At 72.6% G+C, this 19483-nt stretch carries 23 protein-coding genes; 3 read left to right on the top strand and 20 right to left on the bottom strand.

The window, feature by feature from the left end; all coding sequences use genetic code 11:
* Window positions 1-149: 149 nt before the first annotated feature.
* Window positions 150-644, bottom strand: coding sequence for a tRNA (adenosine(37)-N6)-threonylcarbamoyltransferase complex ATPase subunit type 1 TsaE (tsaE, locus tag ACFV5N_RS02955; protein ID WP_385593185.1), 495 nt, complete (start codon window positions 642-644; stop codon window positions 150-152).
* A gap of 10 nt (window positions 645-654) precedes the next feature.
* Window positions 655-1812: an alanine racemase gene (gene alr, locus ACFV5N_RS02950; protein ID WP_385593182.1), complete on the bottom strand. Its 1158-nt coding sequence runs from the start codon at window positions 1810-1812 to the stop codon at window positions 655-657.
* A gap of 50 nt (window positions 1813-1862) precedes the next feature.
* Between alr and ACFV5N_RS02945 the strand changes: the two genes are divergently transcribed.
* Window positions 1863-3443: an NAD(P)H-hydrate dehydratase gene (locus ACFV5N_RS02945; RefSeq protein WP_385593179.1), complete on the top strand. Its 1581-nt coding sequence runs from the start codon at window positions 1863-1865 to the stop codon at window positions 3441-3443.
* A gap of 174 nt (window positions 3444-3617) precedes the next feature.
* Here the strand turns inward: ACFV5N_RS02945 and ACFV5N_RS02940 are convergent, their stop codons facing one another.
* Window positions 3618-3986, bottom strand: coding sequence for a holo-ACP synthase (locus tag ACFV5N_RS02940; RefSeq protein WP_019433456.1), 369 nt, complete (start codon window positions 3984-3986; stop codon window positions 3618-3620).
* Window positions 3983-4564 carry a hypothetical protein gene (locus ACFV5N_RS02935; protein WP_385593176.1) on the bottom strand — a complete coding sequence of 194 codons (582 nt, stop codon included), beginning with the start codon at window positions 4562-4564 and terminating at the stop codon, window positions 3983-3985. Before ACFV5N_RS02935 ends, ACFV5N_RS02940 begins: the two co-directional genes overlap by 4 nt.
* A gap of 294 nt (window positions 4565-4858) precedes the next feature.
* Here ACFV5N_RS02935 and coaA point away from each other — a divergent pair, with 294 nt between their 5' ends.
* A complete protein-coding gene (gene coaA / locus ACFV5N_RS02930) occupies window positions 4859-5860 on the top strand; it encodes a type I pantothenate kinase (RefSeq protein ID WP_385593173.1) in 1002 nt (333 codons plus the stop codon).
* A 22-nt stretch (window positions 5861-5882) separates the two neighbouring features.
* Here coaA and glmM read toward each other — a convergent pair whose 3' ends face one another.
* From glmM to ACFV5N_RS02895, 7 genes are all read right to left on the bottom strand, one after another.
* Complete coding sequence (gene glmM / locus ACFV5N_RS02925; protein ID WP_385593247.1) at window positions 5883-7238, bottom strand: phosphoglucosamine mutase; 1356 nt, start codon at window positions 7236-7238, stop codon at window positions 5883-5885.
* 101 nt (window positions 7239-7339) lie between these two features.
* Window positions 7340-7858, bottom strand: a complete 519-nt coding sequence (gene rpsI, locus ACFV5N_RS02920; protein ID WP_385593244.1) for a 30S ribosomal protein S9 — start codon at window positions 7856-7858, stop codon at window positions 7340-7342.
* 39 nt (window positions 7859-7897) lie between these two features.
* Window positions 7898-8341 (bottom strand): 50S ribosomal protein L13, encoded by a 444-nt coding sequence (rplM, locus tag ACFV5N_RS02915; RefSeq protein WP_019433450.1) that lies wholly within the window; start codon window positions 8339-8341, stop codon window positions 7898-7900.
* 219 nt (window positions 8342-8560) lie between these two features.
* Window positions 8561-10180, bottom strand: coding sequence for an ABC-F family ATP-binding cassette domain-containing protein (locus tag ACFV5N_RS02910; RefSeq protein ID WP_019433449.1), 1620 nt, complete (start codon window positions 10178-10180; stop codon window positions 8561-8563).
* Between the two features lie 138 nt (window positions 10181-10318).
* A complete protein-coding gene (locus ACFV5N_RS02905) occupies window positions 10319-10573 on the bottom strand; it encodes a hypothetical protein (protein ID WP_385593170.1) in 255 nt (84 codons plus the stop codon).
* Window positions 10574-10687: 114 nt separating this feature from the next.
* Entirely contained in the window at window positions 10688-10927 is a 240-nt protein-coding gene (locus ACFV5N_RS02900) for a hypothetical protein (RefSeq protein ID WP_385593167.1), read from the bottom strand.
* A gap of 93 nt (window positions 10928-11020) precedes the next feature.
* On the bottom strand, window positions 11021-12643 hold the full coding sequence (locus tag ACFV5N_RS02895) for a hypothetical protein (protein WP_385593165.1): 1623 nt from the start codon (window positions 12641-12643) through the stop codon (window positions 11021-11023).
* Window positions 12644-12831: 188 nt separating this feature from the next.
* Here ACFV5N_RS02895 and ACFV5N_RS02890 point away from each other — a divergent pair, with 188 nt between their 5' ends.
* Entirely contained in the window at window positions 12832-13710 is an 879-nt protein-coding gene (locus ACFV5N_RS02890) for a hypothetical protein (RefSeq protein WP_385593162.1), read from the top strand.
* Here ACFV5N_RS02890 and truA read toward each other — a convergent pair.
* The 9 genes from truA to map all read right to left on the bottom strand — a co-directional run bounded on the left by truA (window position 13707) and on the right by map (window position 19431).
* The gene (gene truA, locus ACFV5N_RS02885; protein ID WP_385593159.1) at window positions 13707-14546 is read right to left on the bottom strand and encodes a tRNA pseudouridine(38-40) synthase TruA; all 840 of its coding nucleotides are present in this window, start codon (window positions 14544-14546) and stop codon (window positions 13707-13709) included. The genes ACFV5N_RS02890 and truA overlap by 4 nt on opposite strands.
* Before the next feature lie 88 nt (window positions 14547-14634).
* Complete coding sequence (rplQ, locus tag ACFV5N_RS02880; RefSeq protein WP_385593156.1) at window positions 14635-15138, bottom strand: 50S ribosomal protein L17; 504 nt, start codon at window positions 15136-15138, stop codon at window positions 14635-14637.
* Between the two features lie 94 nt (window positions 15139-15232).
* Window positions 15233-16255 carry a DNA-directed RNA polymerase subunit alpha gene (locus tag ACFV5N_RS02875; protein WP_093843850.1) on the bottom strand — a complete coding sequence of 341 codons (1023 nt, stop codon included), beginning with the start codon at window positions 16253-16255 and terminating at the stop codon, window positions 15233-15235.
* A gap of 112 nt (window positions 16256-16367) precedes the next feature.
* Entirely contained in the window at window positions 16368-16994 is a 627-nt protein-coding gene (rpsD, locus tag ACFV5N_RS02870; RefSeq protein WP_019433439.1) for a 30S ribosomal protein S4, read from the bottom strand.
* 26 nt (window positions 16995-17020) lie between these two features.
* Window positions 17021-17425: a 30S ribosomal protein S11 gene (gene rpsK / locus ACFV5N_RS02865; protein WP_019433438.1), complete on the bottom strand. Its 405-nt coding sequence runs from the start codon at window positions 17423-17425 to the stop codon at window positions 17021-17023.
* 67 nt (window positions 17426-17492) lie between these two features.
* Window positions 17493-17873, bottom strand: coding sequence for a 30S ribosomal protein S13 (rpsM, locus tag ACFV5N_RS02860; protein WP_019433437.1), 381 nt, complete (start codon window positions 17871-17873; stop codon window positions 17493-17495).
* A 211-nt stretch (window positions 17874-18084) separates the two neighbouring features.
* Window positions 18085-18198 (bottom strand): 50S ribosomal protein L36, encoded by a 114-nt coding sequence (gene rpmJ / locus ACFV5N_RS02855; protein ID WP_009740505.1) that lies wholly within the window; start codon window positions 18196-18198, stop codon window positions 18085-18087.
* Between the two features lie 39 nt (window positions 18199-18237).
* A complete protein-coding gene (gene infA / locus ACFV5N_RS02850; RefSeq protein WP_003948620.1) occupies window positions 18238-18459 on the bottom strand; it encodes a translation initiation factor IF-1 in 222 nt (73 codons plus the stop codon).
* Window positions 18460-18594: 135 nt separating this feature from the next.
* The gene (gene map / locus ACFV5N_RS02845) at window positions 18595-19431 is read right to left on the bottom strand and encodes a type I methionyl aminopeptidase (protein ID WP_385593242.1); all 837 of its coding nucleotides are present in this window, start codon (window positions 19429-19431) and stop codon (window positions 18595-18597) included.
* Window positions 19432-19483: the final 52 nt, after the last annotated feature.

The raw sequence follows: 19483 nt of genomic DNA, 5'->3' as shown, positions 1-19483 counted from the left end.
GGGAGTTTCCGTTGGTGGTCAGTCAGCGGGTCGTGTTCCCGGGTGGCCCTCCCGGTCAGTGGCCGGTGCGGGGGCTGCGCGTCGCCCTGGCCGCGGAGGGCCCACAGGCCGGGCCCGCGCGGGGGCCATATCGCCCCGGCGGCTGAAGCTCAGTCCGTCCCGGCGAGCGCGGCGAGCGGGACCCCGGCCCAGCGCTCGCCGACACCGGTGAGGACGAGCGTGCGGCTGTCCTCGCCGTCCTGGGCGATGGCGATGTGCAGCCGGTCCCCGGACAGCTCCTCGACCTTGCCCTCGCCCCACTCCACCACGATCACGGACTCCGGGAGCGAGACGTCGAGGTCGAGGTCCTCCATCTCCTCGAGACCGCCGCCCAGCCGGTAGGCGTCCACGTGCACCAGCGCGGGCCCATCGGCCAGCGACGGATGGACCCGGGCGATGACGAAGGTCGGCGAGGTCACTGCCCCGCGCACCCCCAGGGCCTCCCCGATGCCCCGGGTCAGCGTGGTCTTCCCGGCGCCGAGATCACCGCTGAGCACCAGCAGGTCACCGGCCCGCAGCAGGGCGCCGAGCCGGCGCCCCAGCGCCGTCATCCGCTCGGGGCCGTGAACCGTGATCCGGGTGCCCGCTCCCGCAGAGGTCGTCATGCTCTGGATGCTACGCGCCGCCCGCGGTGTAGACGCGCGGCACCCGGGGGCCGATCCGGGTGACGATCTCGTAGCCGATGGTGCCGGTGGCCCGCGCCCAGTCCTCTGCGGTCGGCTCCCCGGCGTCGCCCGGGCCGAACAGCACCGCCTCGTCCCCGGCCTCGGCCAGATCACCGCCGAGATCGACCACGAACTGGTCCATGGCCACCCGCCCGGCCACCGTCCGCCACTTCCCGGCCACCAGCACCGGACCGCTGCCCGAGGCGTGCCGGGGGATGCCGTCCGCGTACCCGGCCGGCACCAGCGCCAGGGTGGTCGCGCCGGGGGTGACATAGCTGTGGCCGTAGCTGACCCCGTGGCCACCCGGCACCCGCTTCACCATCGCCAGCCGGGCCCTCAGGGTCATCACCGGGCGCAGCCCGAAGTCCTGCGGGGTGCCCACCTCCGGCGAGGGCGACAGGCCGTAGACCGCGATCCCGGGGCGCACCAGGTCGTAGTGGGCGTCCGGGAGGGTGAGGGTGGCGGGCGAGTTCGCGAAGTGCCGGACCTCGGGCCGGATCCCGGCCCGCTCGGCGGCCGCGAGCGCCGTGCGGAAGGACTCCTGCTGGGCGGCGATGGACGGGTGCCCCGGCTCGTCCGCGCACGCGAAGTGCGACCACAGGCCGGTGACCGTGATCGCGCCCTCGGCCTCCGCCTCCCGGGCGGCGGCGACCAGGTCCGGCCAGTCGGCCGGCTGGCAGCCGTTGCGCCCCAGGCCGGTGTCCGCCTTGAGGTGCACCCGGGCGGTGCGCCCGCAGGCGCGCGCCGCCGCGACGATCTCCTCCAGCGCCCAGCGCGCGCTCGCCGAGACGTCGATGTCCGCCTCGATGGCCTCCCGCCACGGCCCGCCGGGCGTCCACAGCCAGCACAGCACCCGGCCGGCGTCCCCGGCCGCCCGCAGCGCCAGCGCCTCGTGCGGTGTGGCGGTCCCCAGCCAGGCCGCCCCGGCGTCCCGGGCCGCCCGGGCACAGGGCACCAGGCCGTGTCCGTAGCCGTCGGCCTTGACCACGGCCATCACCTGTGCGCCGCCGGCGGCCCGCTCGCGCAGCACGCGGACGTTGGACCGCAGCGCGGCCAGATCGATCTCGGCACGCAGCCGGGCACCTTCCGGCGGCAATTGGTCGCTCATAGGCTCAAGTGTCGCAGGAGAGAACGCCCGCTCTGCCGCAGACTGGGCCCATGAGGACCGCTTACCGCGTGGAGACCGTACGCGCCGCCGAGCGCGCCCTGATGGCCCGGCTGCCCGAAGGCACCCTGATGGCCCGCGCCGCGGCCGGCCTCGCCGCCGCCTGCGCCCGGCTGCTCACGACCGCCCCCGGCCGGCCCGCCGACCGCCCCACCCGCACCGCCCGGCTCTACGGCGCCCGGGTGGCGCTGCTGGTCGGCAGCGGCGACAACGGCGGCGACGCCCTGTACGCCGGTGCCCGGCTGGCGCGCCGGGGCGCGGCCGTCACCGCCGTGCTGCTGGCCCCCGACCGGGCCCACCCGGCCGGTCTGGCGGCCCTGCGCCGCGCGGGCGGCCGGGCGCTCACCCCGGAGCGTTCCTCAGCGGTGTCCTCCCTTCTGCGTACGGCCGATCTGGTGGTGGACGGCATCGTGGGCATCGGCGGCCGGGGCGGGCTGCGCCCCGACGCCGCCCACCTCGCCCAGCGGGTGGCGGAGGCGGGGGTGCCGGTGGTGGCGGTCGATCTCCCCTCCGGCGTCGACCCGGACAGCGGCGAGGTGAACGGCCCGGCCGTGCGGGCCCGGCTGACCGTCTCCTTCGGCACCCTCAAGCCGGGTCTGCTGGTGGACCCGGCCCGCGACCGTACCGGCGAGGTGCACCTCGTCGACATCGGCCTGGGCCCCGAACTGCCGCCCGTTCCGGAGCTGGCCGCCCTGGAACGCGCCGACGTGGCGGCCCTGCTGCCCCGGCCCGCCGCCGAGAGCGACAAGTACCGGCGCGGGGTGGTCGGCATCGCCGCCGGCTCCGCCCGCTACCCCGGTGCCGCCGTGCTGTGCGTGGCGGGGGCGCTGCACGGCGGGGCGGGCGCCGTCCGCTACGCGGGCCCGGCGGCCGACCACGTCCTCGCCCGCTACCCGGAGACGCTGGTCTCCTCCGGGTCCCCCCACCGGGCCGGGCGGGTGCAGTCCTGGGTGGTGGGCCCCGGACTGGGCGAGGAGCCGGCCGCACGGGAGACCGTGGCGGACGTGCTGGCCACCGAGGTGCCGGTGCTGGTGGACGCGGACGGGTTGCGCGCGCTCGACCCCGGCCGGCTGCGGAGCCGCGAGGCCCCCACCCTGCTCACCCCGCACGCGGGTGAGGCAGCCGCCCTGCTGGGCACCACCCGGGAGCGGGTGGAGTCCGCACGGCTGGCCGCCGTGCGTGAACTGTCCCGGCGTTACGGCGCGACCGTCCTGCTGAAGGGCTCCACCACGCTGATCGCCGGGCCCGATCCCCGGGAGCCGGTGCGCGTGAACCTCACCGGCACCCCCTGGCTCGCCACCGCCGGCAGTGGCGATGTGCTCTCCGGACTGGCCGGCTCCCTCCTCGCCGCGGGGCTCTCCCCCTTGGACGCGGCGTCGGCCGGGGCCTGGCTGCACGGCCTGGCCGGCACCCTGGCGGCCGCCCCGCCCAGCGCCACCACCGTCGCCGCCGCTCTCCCCCGGGCCTGGGCCCATGTCACCGGCACGCGCTCCGGAACGCGCACCGGCACCCGGGGCGACACCGGCAACGACCCGGCGCCCTCCCTCTCCTCAACCGCATTCCCCCTCTCCTGACCCCGGGGCGACCGCCCCCAGCCGGGACCCGCCCCTCGGCGCCGGGCCCCGGCCCCAGCACGCCGGCCCCCGACTCCCCTCCGTGACCGCCCCCTTGACCGCCACACCCCCAAGGCTGCCCCACCCCGAACCGCCTGCACACCCCTCACCAGCACAGTTCACTCGAACTGGTGATCAGCCCTCCGCGATGACCACAGCCGAGGCCACTCCCGCGTCGTGACTCAGCGACACATGCCAGGACCGCACCCCCAACACGGCCGCCCGCTCCGCCACCGTGCCCCGTACCCGCAGCCACGGCCGCCCCGAGTCCTCCTGGCAGATCTCCGCGTCCGTCCACCGCAGCCCGCCCGGCGCGCCCAGCGCCTTCGCCAGCGCCTCCTTCGCCGCGAACCGCGCCGCCAGCGAGGCCACCCCGCGCCGCTCCCCGCCCGGCAGCCACAACTCGCCCGTCACGAACAGCCGGTCCGCCAGCTGCGGCGTCCGCTCCAGCGACTCGCCGAACCGCGCGATCTCGGCCACATCGATCCCCACCCCGACGATCACGGCGCCACCACCGCACCCCGCCCGTCGGTGATCTCCCACCGCACCTCGCCGGACTCCCGCCGCACCAGCACCACCTGATCACTCCCCAGCACCACACGCTCCCCGCCGTCCCCGGCCCCGAGCCCGGCCCCGACCGCAGCCCCGGCCCCGTCCTCCGGGCCGGCCGCCCCCGCGACCACCCGCACCTCGCCGTCCCCGGCCGCCACCACCAGCGGTGGCCCGCCCCCCGCGCCCACCACCGTGTCCGGCTCGTCGGCGTGCACCGCCAGCACCGCGAACTCCCCCGCCAGCGCCCCGCGCACCTGCCGCACCGCCTCCACCAGCTCACCGCACGAGGAGAACGCCTCCGCGACCAGATGCGCCACCACCTCAGCGTCCGCCCCCGCCCTCCCCAGCGCATGCCCGCGCCCCCGCAGCTCCGCCCGCAGCCGCGCCCCCGCCCCGGCCGCCAGCCCGCCCGTCAGCACCACCGCGACCCGCCCGGCCCCGTCCAGCGCCGGCACCCCGCCCAGCTGCCCGATCCCGCACGTCCCCGCCGGGACCGGCCGCCGCCCCAGCGCACCCCGCAGTCCGCTCACCCCACCGGAACCCGCGGCGTCACCGGAACCGGCGGCACCCGAGGCACCCCCCGAACCCGCACCCCCCCCGTCCCACACCGCCGCAAGCCCCCCGTCGGCCGGCACGGCGACCCCGGCCGCCACGCCCGCGGCGCCCGCACCGCCCCCCAGCCGCCCGAGCCCCGCCAGCAGCTCATCCTCGGCCGACCGGCCTCCTGCCCCCGCATACCCGACGATGCCGCACATGCGGGCAGACTAGCCCGCCGCCCTGCCCCCACCACGCCCGGCATGGCACGGCCGAGCACAATGTTCCCCGTGACCCCTTCGCCCCCGGACGTCCCCCCGGCCCCGGCCGCCACCTCCGCCTCCGCCGCGACGCCCGCCCCGTCCCCCGCGCCGCACCCCAGCCCGTACATCGACCTCTCCCGCGCCGAGTGGAGCGCCCTGCGCGACCGCACCCCGCTCCCCCTCACCGCCACCGAACTGGAATCGCTGCGCGGCCTCGGCGACGTCATCGACCTCGACGAGGTCCGCGAGATCTACCTCCCGCTCTCCCGCCTCCTCAACCTGCACGTCGCCGCCACCCACCAGCTGCGCGCCGCCGTCGACTCCTTCCTCGGCGGCCCCCAGCCCACCACCCCCTTCGTCATCGGCGTGGCCGGCAGCGTCGCGGTCGGCAAGTCCACCGTCTCCCGCCTCCTCCAGGCGCTCCTCGCCCGCTGGCCGGAACACCCGCACGTCGCCCGCGTCACCACCGACGGCTTCCTGTACCCCAAGGCCGAACTGGAGCGCCGCGGCCTGATGTCCCGCAAGGGCTTCCCCGAGTCGTACGACCGCCGCGCCCTCACCCGGTTCGTCGCCGAGGTCAAGGCAGGCCGCGCCGAGGTGAGCGCGCCGGTGTACTCGCACCTCTCCTACGACATCGTGCCCGGCGAGCGGCTGACCGTCCGCCGCCCCGACATACTGATCATCGAGGGCCTGAACGTCCTCCAGCCCGCCGCCCCCGGCCAGGTCGGGCTCGCCGACTACTTCGACTTCTCGGTGTACGTGGACGCCCGCCCCGCCGACGTCGAGTCCTGGTACCTGGAGCGCTTCCGCCAGCTGCGCGCCACCGCCTTCCGGAACCCCGCCTCGCACTTCCACCGGCACGCGGCCCTGCCCGAGGACGAGGCCATGGCGTACGCCCTCACCACCTGGCGCACCATCAACGAGCCGAACCTCCGCGAGAACATCGCCCCCACCCGGGGCCGCGCCACCCTGGTCCTGCAGAAGGCGGCGGACCACTCGGTCCGCCGCCTGAGGCTGCGCAAAATCTGAGCGGGCTGAGCCCCGCCAGGCGTCAGCCCAGCGCCGACTTCACCGCGTCCGCCAGCCCGGATGCCACCGCCCGCGCCTGCGCCGCGTCCGCCGCCTCCACCATCACCCGTACCAGCGGCTCGGTGCCCGAGGGCCGCAGCAGCACCCGTCCGGTCGCGCCCAGCTGCCGTTCGGCGTCCGTCACCGCGTCCGCCAGCTCCGGCGAGCGGCCCACCCGGGCCTTGTCCACGTCCGGCACGTTGATCAGCACCTGCGGCAGCCGCTCCATCACGGCGCCCAGCTCCGCCAGGCTCCGCCCGGTCGCCGCCACCCGCGCGGCCAGCAGCAGCCCGGTCAGCGTGCCGTCGCCCGTCGTCGCGTGCTCGGTGACGATGACGTGCCCGGACTGCTCGCCGCCCAGCGCGAACCCGCCGCGCCGCATCTCCTCCAGGACGTACCGGTCCCCCACCGCCGTCCGGCGCAGCGACAGCCCCTCGCGCTCCAGCGCGAGCGACAGGCCGAGGTTCGACATGACGGTGGCCACCACCGTGTCCTCGCGCAGGGTGCCGGCCTCGCGCATCGCCACGCCCAGGACAGCGAGGATCTGGTCCCCGTCGACATCCCGGCCGGCCGCGTCCACCGCCAGGCAGCGGTCGGCGTCGCCGTCCACCGCGATCCCGAGATCCGCGCCGTGCTCCACCACGGCCGCCCGCAGCGGCTCCAGGTGGGTGGAGCCGCAGCCCTCGTTGATGTTGAGCCCGTCGGGCTCGGCGCCGATCGCCACCACCTCGGCCCCGGCCCGCGCGAACGCCTCCGGCGCCACCCGCGCCGCGGCGCCGTGCGCGGTGTCCACCACGATCTTCAGCCCGTCGAGCCGGTTCGGCAGCGCGCCCACCAGGTGCGCGGCGTAGTCGTCGGCCCCCGCGCCGTACTCCCGTACCCGCCCCACCCCGGCGCCCACCGGCCGGTCCCACGGCTCGCCGGCCGCGTGCGCCCGGTAGGCCGCCTCGATCCGGTCCTCCAGTTCGTCGGCCAGCTTGTGCCCGCCGCGGGCGAAGAACTTGATGCCGTTGTCCGGCATCGGGTTGTGGCTGGCCGACAGCATGACCCCGAAGGCGGCGTCCAGCGCGCCGGTCAGGTACGCGACGGCCGGTGTCGGCAGGACGCCCACCCGCACCACGTCCACCCCGGCGCTGGCGAGGCCCGCCACCACCGCCGCTTCCAGGAACTCGCCCGAGGCGCGCGGGTCGCGCCCCACCACCGCCGTGGGCCGACCGTCACCGGTACGGTCGCCGCGCAGCACGCCCGCCGCCGCCACGGACAGCCCGAGGGCCATCTCGGCCGTCAGGTCGGCGTTGGCGATCCCGCGTACTCCGTCGGTACCGAAGAGTCGTCCCACTGTCATTCCTCCACGTTCACAAGGCTGACCCGCGTCGTTAACCTTATAAAAGAACGCCCCGACAGCGCGTAAGCACTGTCGGGGCGTCAGCAGCAATCGGGTTAGCGCTTGCTGTACTGGGTACCCTTACGGGCCTTCTTCAGACCGGCCTTCTTGCGCTCGACGGCGCGGGCGTCACGGGTCAGGAAGCCGGCCTTCTTGAGGGCGGCGCGGTTGTTCTCCACGTCGGCCTCGTTCAGGGCGCGGGCGACACCGAGACGGAGCGCACCGGCCTGGCCGGAGATGCCGCCGCCGGAGATGCGGGCGACCACGTCGTAGCGGTCGTCCAGCTCCAGCACCTTGAACGGCTCGTTCACTTCCTGCTGGTGCACCTTGTTGGGGAAGTACCCCTCCAGGGTGCGACCGTTGATCTTCCACTTGCCGCTGCCGGGCAGGATGCGCACCCGGGCGATGGCGTTCTTGCGGCGCCCGGTGCCGGCACCCGGCAGGGGCTCACCGAAACGCGCGGCGAGCTCGTCGCCCTCGGCCGCGAACTGCTCCGGCGCGCTCTCGGTGGTGTACTCCTCGACCTCGGGGACCTCGGTGTCGATGGTCTCGTCAGTGGTGGGCTCGGCCACGATTCTCCTCGGAATTCTCTTCGTCTTAGGGGTGTGGCCGGACTACTGCGCGACCTGGGTGATCTCGAAAGGCACCGGCTGCTGGGCGGCATGCGGGTGCTGGGGCCCTGCGTAAACCTTCAGCTTCGAGAAGACCTGACGGCCGAGGGAGTTCTTCGGGAGCATGCCCTTGATGGCCTTCTCGACGGCCTTCTCGGGGTTCTTCTCAAGCAGCTCGTCGTAACGGATGGACCGCAGACCACCCGGGTAGCCGGAGTGGCGGTAGGCCAGCTTCTGGGTCCGCTTGTTGCCGGACAGGTGCACCTTGTCGGCGTTGACGATGATGACGAAGTCACCCGTGTCAACGTGCGGCGCGTACACCGGCTTGTGCTTGCCCCGCAGAAGGGTGGCGGCCTGAGAGGCCAGGCGGCCCAGGACGACGTCGGTGGCGTCGATGACGTGCCACTGACGCTGCACGTCTCCGGGCTTGGGGCTGTACGTACGCACGGTCGTAGCCTTCGCTTCTTCAGTGAATGAGTCCTGACAAGGTCACCCGAGCGATCGCAGCATGGCCCGCATCCGGTGACGCATACCGGAAACAGGCCGCTGGAAACCGACCAGGTGAACCGGCGCAAGGCCCCTCACGTGAGAACGAGCAAGCCAAACGCATTCGACCAGGCAGGTTACCGCCCCCGCCCCACGCCGGTCAAAACGCGCCCGCGCCGGCTACCGCTCCCGCACGACGCGCCGCTCGTCCCACACCGGCTCGGCGGTCTCCCGTACCACACCGTCCGACCCGAAGACCAGGAAGCGGTCGAAGGAACGCGCGAACCACCGGTCGTGCGTGACGGCCAGCACCGTCCCCTCGTACGCCTCAAGACCCGCCTGGAGGGCCTCGGCGCTCTCCAGGTCCAGGTTGTCGGTGGGCTCGTCCAGCAGCAGCGCGGTGGAGCCCGCCAGCTCCAGCAGCAGGATCTGGAACCGCGCCTGCTGCCCGCCCGACAGCCGCTCGAAGCGCTGCTCGGCCTGCCGGTCCAGCTCGTAGCGGCGCAGCGCGGACATGGCGGGGCCGCGGGCCCTGGCGTGCTCCGTCCACAGGATGTCCAGCAGGGTGCGGCCGAGCAGCTCGGGGTGCGCGTGGGTCTGGGCGAAGTGCCCGGGTACGACGCGGGCCCCCAGCTTCCACGCACCGCTGTGGTTCACCGCGTCCCCGCCCAGCAGCCGCAGGAAGTGCGACTTCCCCGAACCGTTGGACCCGAGCACGGCCACCCGCTCCCCGTAGAACACCTCCAGGTCGAACGGCCGCATCAGCCCGGTCAGCTCCAGGCCCTCGCAGGTGATCGCCCGCAGCCCGGTCCGGCCGCCGCGCAGCCGCATCCGGATGTCCTGGCGGCGCGGCGGCTCCTGCGGCGGCCCGGCCTCCTCGAACTTCCGCAGCCGGGTCTGCGCCGCCTTGTACCGGGAGGCCATCTCGTCACTGCGGGACGCGTACTGCCGCAGGTCCACGACCAGCTTCTTCAGCTGGGCCCGCTTCTCGTCCCAGCGCCGCCGCAGCTCCTCGAACCGCTCGAAGCGCTTCTCGCGCGCCGCGTGGTACGTGTCGAACCCGGCGCCGTGCACCCAGACGTCCGAGCCGGCCGGACCCGGCTCCACACTGATGATCTTCTCGGCGGCCCGGGCCAGCAGCTCCCGGTCGTGGGAGACGAACAACACGGTCTTCCGGGTCTCCCGCAGCCGCTCCTCCAGCCAGCGCTTGCCGGGGACGTCCAGATAGTTGTCCGGCTCGTCCAGCAGCAGCACCTCCTCGGTGCCGCGCAGCAGCGCCTCCAGCACCAGCCGCTTCTGCTCGCCGCCGGAGAGGGTGCGCACCTGCCGCCACTGGGCGCGCTCGTACGGCACGCCGAGCGCCGCCGTGGTGCAGATGTCCCACAGCGTCTCGGCCTCGTACCCGCGCACCTCGCCCCAGTCGGCCAGCGCCTGCGCGTACGCCATCTGCGCGGCCTCGTCGTCCCGGGTCATGACGGCCAGCTCGGCCTCGTCCACGGCTGCGGCGGCGGCCCGCAGCGGCGCCGGGGACACCGACACCAGCAGATCCCGCACGGTGCGCTCGTCGCGGACGCTCCCCACGAACTGCGGCATGACGGCGAGCCCGCCACTGACGGTGACGCTGCCCGCCTGCGGGCTCAGCTCCCCGCCGATGAGCCGCAGCAGGGTGGTCTTCCCGGCCCCGTTCCCCCCGACGAGCGCGACGGCGGACCCTTCCCCGACCCGGAACGACACATCGTCGAGCAGCATCCGCCCGTCCCCGAGCACATACTCCAGATGCGCGACCTCAACATGCCCCATGCCCCCCATGCTCCCAGCCGGGACCGGCCACCCCAACCGGATTTCGGTCGCCGACCCGCTCGGCGGAACACCCGATCGCCAACGGGGCGGACCATCGCGTCGCCGATGTCCACCGCGACAGCTCTGCCCCACCCGAGGTCATCCGGCCGGCTCAAGAACTCCGGCACAGGCGAGAAGGCAGGCGGTCACCAGGCCCGAACCCAGCAGTATCCAGACGCCACCCTGGATTTTCACATTCACCAGAAAGCGAAGAGGAGAATGACCCGGCAGATTGCGGTGACGCCCCGCATTGATACGGTCGGCCAACCCTGCGACGTTGAAGACGAGGCAACACCCGAGCACGGTAAAGGCGAGACCGGCCAGAATCGGGAAAGCGATACGGGAAACAGTCACGATGAACTCCTTGCCTGCCGGCTCGCACCGACCGCCAGGTACGAGGCTCCTCGGCCCTGACGCACGTCAACCCACAGAAAAGTACGGAACCGGTCGGATCGCCCCGGAGGGAGGCTATCGATTCACCAGGTTCACCACCGAGGTGAGTACGAAGAGGCTGCCGATCAATATCCACACGCCTCCCTGAATTCTCGCATCCCCCAACGGCTGCAGGGAGGGCATGACGTCCTCCCGTATCCTCGCTTTCATACGAGCGTTGAGACGGTCGGCGACTTCGCGGATATTGGCCAGCACGATGATCCCTGCCGCCATGATCACGGCACCGACAGCGAGGCCTGCAATCTCACCGATCATAAAAGGAACACTCCCTGTCACATTACGGCCCGAACCGGACCTGGCATCGCCTTCGGTGCCATGCGGCCCCGCCGCACGGCCCGGGCCATGCGGTCAGCCACGGGGCCAGAACACCTCCCCGTCGATACGCGGCACGCGCGGCCCGTAGCCGTGCACCCACGCGATCCCCGCAGGCTCAGGACGGTGCGGCCAGGGGCACCGGGGGGTGGGTGGCTCCAGTGGCAGTACGTCGACGGGGCGGGTGTCCGGGCCCGGCTCCGTGTCCGGGGGGAAGAGCGCGAGCACCGGCTCGCCGCCCTCCGGATAGCGCAGTTCGTACCGGTAGGGCAGCGCGTACGGCGCTCGGGCGTTCTTCGCCAGCGCCCGCACCCGCTCGACCTTGATCAGCGCCCGGATGCCCAGGGCGATCAGCAGCGGGAAGATCGCCAGCGGCAGCAGGAACAGCGCCACCCGGAACCCCGTGGGCAGTGACGACGCGACCACCTGCAGGACGAAGAACAGTTGCACCACCGGCTGCCACGCGGCCATCGTGATCACGACCGCCGGTACCCCGGACCGCCACCACAGGGCCGGGATCCGCCACCACGGCAGCATCCACTCCCGCAGGTACGGGGCCGTGGGCACCGGGCTCGCGATACCCGGCGGCACAGCGGCGGGCACAGCGGGCGCGACCGGTACGGACCCGGGCCCGTGCGCCGCCGCATCGCGCAGCCGCTGCCGTCCCTCCCTGCGGATCGCCAGGGCCGGCAGGCAGCCGGCCAACAGCAGCAGGCCGCCGTCGGCGAGCCCGGAGTACACGACCTCGGCCGCGCCGCCAGGGCCCGCCAGCCGTTCCTGCGGGTGGTGGTAGTACTCACCCCGCCATGGGCCGTCCGCGACGATCCAGATGAACAGCGGCGAGTCCACCGACCAGCGGCCGAAGACGTTGTCGGGCGGGCAGGACACCCGCTCCGCGTGCCGCTCGCCGCCCCCGAACGGGTCCTCCCAGGCGATCGCGCACCAGTCGCCCTCCACCACGGTGCCGTACTCGGCAGCCGTCACGGTCGCCTGGACCAATACGTCCCGCTCGTACCGCGCCCAGTGACCCAGTTGCCCGAGGACGAGCAGCAGCAGCCCCAGCAGCGCGCCCCAGGGCAGCAGCAGCCGGTTCCGCACCGGCCGTACCGCCGCGTGGTCCGGGTATACGGGCTCGGTGTTCCCGCCGGTGGCTTCCCCGGTGGGCCCGGACTCCTCCGTCACCGGCCGGGCCCAGCTCAGTCCCGTGCCGTCCGCGCGGGCGACGACCCCTCCCGCGCCCGGCGGGCCGGCCCACCACAGCGGCACCGCGTCGCCGTCCGGTACCGGCCGGGGCCGCCACGGGGTACGCGGGACACGGACCTTCCACCTCCGCTCCCCGTCCTCGGCACGCAGTATCAGGACGCCCTGCCGTGCCACCGCCGAGCACGCCGTCCACGGGTGCCGGGCGAGCGTGCGCCGCATCCGTCCGTACTCGCGGAGCCGCCACACCCCGCCCGCGACCCCGACGGCGCCGAGCAACACCCCCCAGCCGACCGGCACCGGGACCGGGTAGGCGGGCCACTCCGACTCCAGGAGCAGCAGCTGGCAGTTCACGCCGGCCACCGCGAGCCCGAGGTACACCCAGCGCCAGGACCGCACCCGGACGCGCTCCAGGGCCGGTGCCGTCCACTCCCTCTCGCGAGAGCCCGAAGGCGCCATGCCGCAACCCCCCACATCGATGACAACGGAGTGGCCGGTCAACTCCGCTGTCCATCATTCAACTTCATAAAGGTCACAGCAGACTCACAATCACCACAGGGCACTTCGGCCGTCGCACCGTGCCCGCGCGGCCCTCCGCAGCCCACCACCGGGGGTCCGTGCCGCCGGGCCGCCGCTAGGATTCGTCCATGAGTTTTGGGCAAGGGGCCGGGCCCGGGTGGGGTCAGCAGCCGGGGCAGCAGGGGACTCCGGACTGGGGGGCGCTCGCCGCCGAGGCCGAGAAGAAGCGCGGGCGCAAGCGGCTGCTCGTCGTGGGGGGCAGCGTGCTCGCCACGCTCGCCGTGGGGACCGTGGTCGCGCTCGCCATCGTGCAGCAGGACAGCGGGTCCGGTGGCCAGACCGCCGGGGACACCGGGGGCCAGTCCGGCGGACCGGACGACGAGGGCGGCACCACGCCCGCGGCCGATCCGACCTTCGAGGAGACGACGCTCCCGCCGCTGCCCAAGCCGCGCGAGTTCATCTCGGACGCCGACAAGGACCTCGCGCCCTTCACCGCCGAGGAGTTCTACTCCGGCGAGACCATGACCGTGGACGGGCGGGAGTACACCAAGACCGCCACCGACGGGTCCGAGGACTGCACCGCGGGCGTCACCGACGAGTTGGGCGCCGTGCTCACCGAGCACGGCTGCGCCGCCCTGCTGCGCGCCACCTTCACCGGGGACGGCACCGCCGTCACCGTCGGCGTCGCGCAGTTCCCGACCGAGGAGGACGCGCAGGCCGCCAGTGCCGCCTACGTCCGCAACCTCCTGCCGCTCACCGCCGGCGACAGCCCGGAGTTCTGCCAGCGCGGCGGCTGCCGCACCACCACCAACCAGGTGGGGCGCTACACGTACTTCACCATCGCCGGCAACGGCGACGGCACCCCCGACAGCGGCGACGGCACCCCCGCCCAGCAGGCCGCCCGGGACGGGAACGACCACGCGTTCGCCCGCATCATCCAGCGGGGCGAGGCGCAGGCGTCCGCCAGCGCCTCCGCCCTGGTGGAGGAGCGGCGCAACAACAGCTAGCAGCAGCCGGCCCGCGCCGGGAGCGTGCGCATGTTGCGCGCCTCCCGGTTGCGGGCCGCCAGCAGGTCGTCGGCCGGGTAGCCGACCTCCTCCAGCGTCAGCCCGTGCGGGCGCACCACGTGCACCGCCGAGTCCCGCACCCCGCGCGCCAGCACCTCGCCGGGCCACTCCGGCGGACGGTGCCCGTCCCCGACGAACAGCAGCGCGCCCACCAGCGAGCGCACCATGTTGTGGCAGAACGCGTCGGCCTCGACCGTGCCCTCCAGCACCCCGTCCGCGCCGCGCACCCAGCTCAGCCGGCGTAGGGTGCGGATCGTGGTGGCGCCCTCGCGCCGCTTGCAGTACGCCGCGAAGTCGTGCTCGCCGAGCAGCGGGCGCGAGGCGGCGTTCATCGCGGCCACGTCCAGCGGCCAGTTGTGCCACAGCACGTGCCCGCGCCGCAGCGGGTCCACCCCGCCCGGGTGGTCGCTGACCCGGTAGACGTACCGGCGCCAGATCGCCGAGAAGCGGGCGTCGAAGTCGGCGGGGGCCACCGACACCCGGCGCACCCGGACGTCCATCGGCAGCCGGCCGGTGAGCCGGCGCAGCAGCGCCTCGCGCTGCTCGTCCCACACCAGGGCCGGCAGGTCCACGTGCGCCACCTGCCCGCGCGCGTGCACCCCGGCGTCCGTCCGGCCCGCCACCGTCAGCTCGAACACCTGCTCGGAGCGGGTGACGACCCGCAGCGCCTCCTCCAGCTCCTCCTGTACGGTCCGCCGCCCCCGCTGGCGGGCCCAGCCGGAGAACGCCGCACCGTCGTAACTCACGTCAAGACGCACCCGTACCGTCTCGGACACCCGCTGCTTCCTCTCCTGCGCACACGGCGCTGGGCCTGCCTCCCCCGGAAGGGTGACAGGCCCAGCGGCTGGAACGACTCCTCGACCGTCAGGCCTCGGCGTCGTCCTTCTTCTCCTCGGCCTTCGCCTCGGTCGCCTCGGCGGCGGGGGCCTCGGTCGCCGTGGCGGCCTCGGTCTCCTTCACCGAACGCTTGGTGGCGGCCTCGGCCTCGCCGACCGCCTCCTGCTGCACGGTGAGCGCCTCGACCAGCTCGATCACGGCCATCGGGGCGTTGTCGCCGCGACGGGGACCGATCTTGGTGATGCGGGTGTAGCCGCCCGGCCGGTTCGCGAACTGCGGACCGATCTCGGTGAAGAGGGTGTGCACGACGCTCTTGTCGGTGATGGTGCGCATCACCTGACGGCGGTTGTGCAGGTCGCCCTTCTTCGCCTTGGTGATCAGCCGCTCGGCCACCGGACGCAGCCGGCGCGCCTTCGCCACCGTGGTGGTGATCCGGCCGTGCTCGAACAGCGCCGTGGCGAGGTTCGCCAGCATGAGCCGCTCGTGGGCGGGGCCGCCACCGAGCCGGGTGCCCTTCGTGGGCTTCGGCATGGTCTGTCTCCTTCATCTGTCTGCACCGGCCGTATCAGGTACCGGTGTCAGGGCGCCACTGGTCAGCAGTGGCCACTGTGCGGACGCGGGACCGTCAGTACTGCTCGGTCTCCGCGAAGCCCGTGTCCCCGTCGTCCTCGGCCCCGAAGGCGTCGGCGGCGGTGGTCGGGTCGAATCCGGGCGGGCTGTCCTTCAGGGCCAGGCCCATGCCGGCCAGCTTCGCCTTGACCTCGTCGATCGACTTGGCACCGAAGTTCCGGATGTCCAGCAGATCGGCCTCGGAGCGGGCCACCAGCTCGCCCACCGAGTGGATGCCCTCGCGCTTGAGGCAGTTGTAGGAGCGGACGGTCAGCTCCAGCTCCTCGATCGGCAGCGCCAGGTCGGCGGCGAGCGCCGCGTCGGTCGGCGAGGGGCCCATGTCGATGCCCTCGGCGTCGACGTTCAGCTCGCGGGCCAGGCCGAACAGCTCGACCAGGGTCTTGCCGGCGGACGCCATGGCGTCACGCGGACGCATGGCCTCCTTGGTCTCGACGTCGACGATCAGCTTGTCGAAGTCGGTGCGCTGCTCCACACGGGTGGCCTCGACCTTGTAGGTGACCTTCAGCACGGGGCTGTAGATCGAGTCGACCGGGATCCGGCCGATCTCCTGGCCCGCCGCCTTGTTCTGCACGGCGGAGACGTAGCCGCGACCGCGCTCGACGGTCAGCTCCATCTCCAGCTTGCCCTTGTTGTTCAGGCTGGCCAGCACCAGGTCGGGGTTGTGGACCTCGACCCCGGCCGGCGGGGCGATGTCGGCCGCGGTCACCAGGCCGGGGCCCTGCTTGCGCAGGTACATCACCACGGGCTCGTCGTGCTCCGAGGAGACGACCAGCTGCTTGATGTTGAGGATGAGGTCGGTCACATCCTCCTTGACGCCCGGCACGGTGGAGAACTCGTGCAGCACCCCGTCGATCCGGATGCTGGTGACGGCCGCGCCCGGGATCGAGGACAGCAGCGTACGCCGCAGAGAGTTACCGAGCGTGTACCCGAAGCCCGGCTCCAGCGGCTCGATCACGAACCGGGAGCGGAACTCGTCGACGACCTCTTCGGTCAAAGAGGGACGCTGAGCGATCAGCATGAAAAGAACTCCAGTCTTCGGCACCCACTATTTGATGCCAAGCCAGACAACAGACGTCAGTCAAGAGTACGGGCGGAGCCCCCGGTGACCCGGGGTGACTCCGCCCACACCACTACTTGGAGTACAGCTCCACGATCAGCTGCTCCTGCACCTGGGTGTCGATCACCTGGCGCTCGGGCAGCGCGTGCACCAGCACCCGCAGGTTCGACGGGATGGCCTCCAGCCACGCCGGCACGGTCTTCTCGCCGGCCTCGGCCTTCGCCACCTCGAACGGGGTCAGGGAACGGGAGGACTCCCGCACCTCGACGATGTCGTTCGGGGACACCCGCGCCGAGGGAATGTCGGTCTTCCGGCCGTTCAGCAGGATGTGGCCGTGCCGCACCAGCTGACGGGCGTGGTCCCGGGACTTGGCGAAGCCGGCCCGGTAGACGACATTGTCCAGCCGCGACTCGAGGATGCGCAGCAGGTTCTCACCCGTCTTGCCCTGCTGGCGGTTGGCCTCGGTGTAGTAGCCGCGGAACTGCTTCTCGAGGACACCGTAGATCCGCGCGCACTTCTGCTTCTCACGCATCTGAAGCAGGTACTCGCTGTCCTTGGTGCGCCCGCGTCCGTGCTCACCCGGGGGGTAAGGACGGATCTCGATCGGGCACTTCGCGCTCTCGCACTTGCTCCCCTTGAGGAAGAGCTTCTGCTTCTCCCGACGGCAACGCTTGCAGTCGGCCCCGGTGTAACGCGCCATGGTCTATCTCTCCTACTTCGAGCTGGTCAGACGCGGCGGCGCTTGGGCGGGCGGCATCCGTTGTGCGGGGTGGGGGTGACGTCCTGGATCGAGCCGACCTCGAGGCCGGTCGCCTGGAGCGAACGGATCGCGGTCTCCCGGCCGGAACCGGGGCCCTTCACGAAGACGTCGACCTTGCGCATGCCGTGCTCCTGCGCCCGCCGGGCCGCGTTCTCGGCGGCCATCTGCGCGGCGAAGGGGGTGGACTTGCGCGAGCCCTTGAAGCCGACATGGCCGGCGGAGGCCCACGAGATCACGTTCCCGGACGGGTCGGTGATCGAGACGATGGTGTTGTTGAACGTGCTCTTGATGTGAGCGTGCCCGTGGGCAACGTTCTTCTTTTCCTTGCGGCGCACCTTCTTGGCGCCGGCCGTACGGCCCTTCGGAGGCATATACACGTACTCCCGTGGAGGTGGTCGGTCCTACAACTCGGACCGCTGGAACAGCGTCCGGTGCGGACTACTTCTTGCCCGGCTTCTTCTTGCCGGCGATCGCGCGGCGCGGGCCCTTGCGGGTGCGCGCGTTGGTCTTGGTGCGCTGACCGTGGACCGGCAGGCCGCGGCGGTGACGCAGACCCTCGTAGCAGCCGATCTCGACCTTGCGGCGGATGTCGGCCTGGATCTCGCGACGGAGGTCACCCTCGGTCTTGAGGTTGGCGTCCACGTACTCGCGGAGCTTGACGAGGTCGTCCTCGCCGAGGTCCCGGACGCGGGTGTCCGGGTTGACCCCGGTGCTGGCAAGGGTCTCCTTGGCACGGGTGCGCCCGATGCCGAAGACGTAGGTGAGGGCGACCTCGACGCGCTTGTCGCGCGGGAGGTCGACGCCTGCGAGGCGTGCCATGAATGTGGCTCCTGATGGGCTCTTCGGAGGTCTTCCGCAGCACCGTTCCCGTAAGACTCACGAAGTTTTACGAGCCGGGTCCCCGGCCTCCGACCGGGGGTGTCGTCCCCGCGCTGAGCGGCGAGGGGTCGGGTGTCTGCGTATCTACATATCTGCGTGTCGCGGCGTCGCGCGAAGAACTGCTACGAGTACGAGGCGGTGGCGGTCTGCGTCAGCCCTGGCGCTGCTTGTGGCGCAGGTTCTCGCAAATGACCATGACCCGCCCGTGACGGCGGATCACCTTGCACTTGTCGCAGATCTTCTTGACGCTCGGCTTGACCTTCATGAGAGTGAGGTTCTCCGAGTCGGTACGAACGATCTGGATTTACTTGTAGCGGTAGACGATCCGCCCGCGCGTCAGGTCGTAGGGAGACAGCTCCACCACGACCCGGTCGTCGGGAAGAATACGGATGTAGTGCATCCGCATCTTGCCGCTGATGTGCGCGAGGACCTGGTGCCCGTTCTGGAGCTCCACCTTGAACATCGCGTTCGGCAGGGACTCGACAACAGTGCCCTCGATCTCGATGGCCCCTTGTTTTTTGGCCATACTTGAGCGCTTCACCTTCCGGGATCGGCTACCTGGACAGCCCTGAATACACAGGTGTACCAGGACCGACGTATCACTCTACGCCACCCCACCCGAAAAGACGAATCCATGATCTTTTCCCCGGAACGGAGATCATTACGCCAGCGGATCGGGCGCCGCCCGCACTCCCAGCTCCGCCAGCCGCGCCGCGCCGCCGTCCACCGCGGTCAGCACCAGCGGGCCCTGTTCGGTCAGCGCCACCGAGTGCTCCCAGTGCGCCGCCCAGCTGCCGTCGTTCGTCTTGACGGTCCACTCGTCGTCCAGCACGTGCGTCTTCGCCGTGCCCAGGGACACCATCGGCTCGATCGCCAGGCACATCCCCGGCACCAGCTTCGGACCGCGCCCGCGCCGGCGCTCCACGTAGTTCAGGACGTGCGGGTCCATGTGCATCTCGGAGCCGATGCCGTGCCCGCCGTACTCCTCGATGATCCCGTACCGGCCGGACGCCGGACGCGGCTGGCGCCGGATGTAGCCCTCGACCGCCTTGGAGATGTCGACCAGCCGGCCGCCCTTGCGCATCGCGGCGATCCCGGCCCACAGCGACGCGTCGGTCACCCGGCTCAGCTCGCGCACCTCCTCCCGGTGCCCCTCGCCCACGAACACCGTCAGCGCCGCATCCGCGTGCCAGCCGTCCACCACGGCGCCCGCGTCGATCGAGATGATGTCCCCCGAGGCCAGCACCGTCTCAGGGCCGGGGATGCCGTGCACGACCACCTCGTTCACCGAGGTGCAGATGTTGCCGGTGAACCCCCCGTACCCCAGGAAGTTCGGCTTCGCCCCGTGCTCGCGCAGGGTGGCCGCCGCGATCTCGTCCAGTTCCGCCGTGGAGGCGCCCGGCACCGCCGCCGCCGCACACCTGCGGTGGATCTCCGCCACCACGAGCCCGGCCGCCCGCATCTTCGCGATCTGCTCGGGGGTCTTGATCTCCACCATCGAAGGTTCCTCGTCGTCGTCCGTCAGGGCGGCCCCAGCGGGCCCTTTCCAC

Source organism: Streptomyces sp. NPDC059853, from assembly GCF_042731495.1.
Classification (GTDB): domain Bacteria; phylum Actinomycetota; class Actinomycetes; order Streptomycetales; family Streptomycetaceae; genus Streptomyces.
This window is presented reverse-complemented; position numbering and strand designations above follow the sequence as displayed.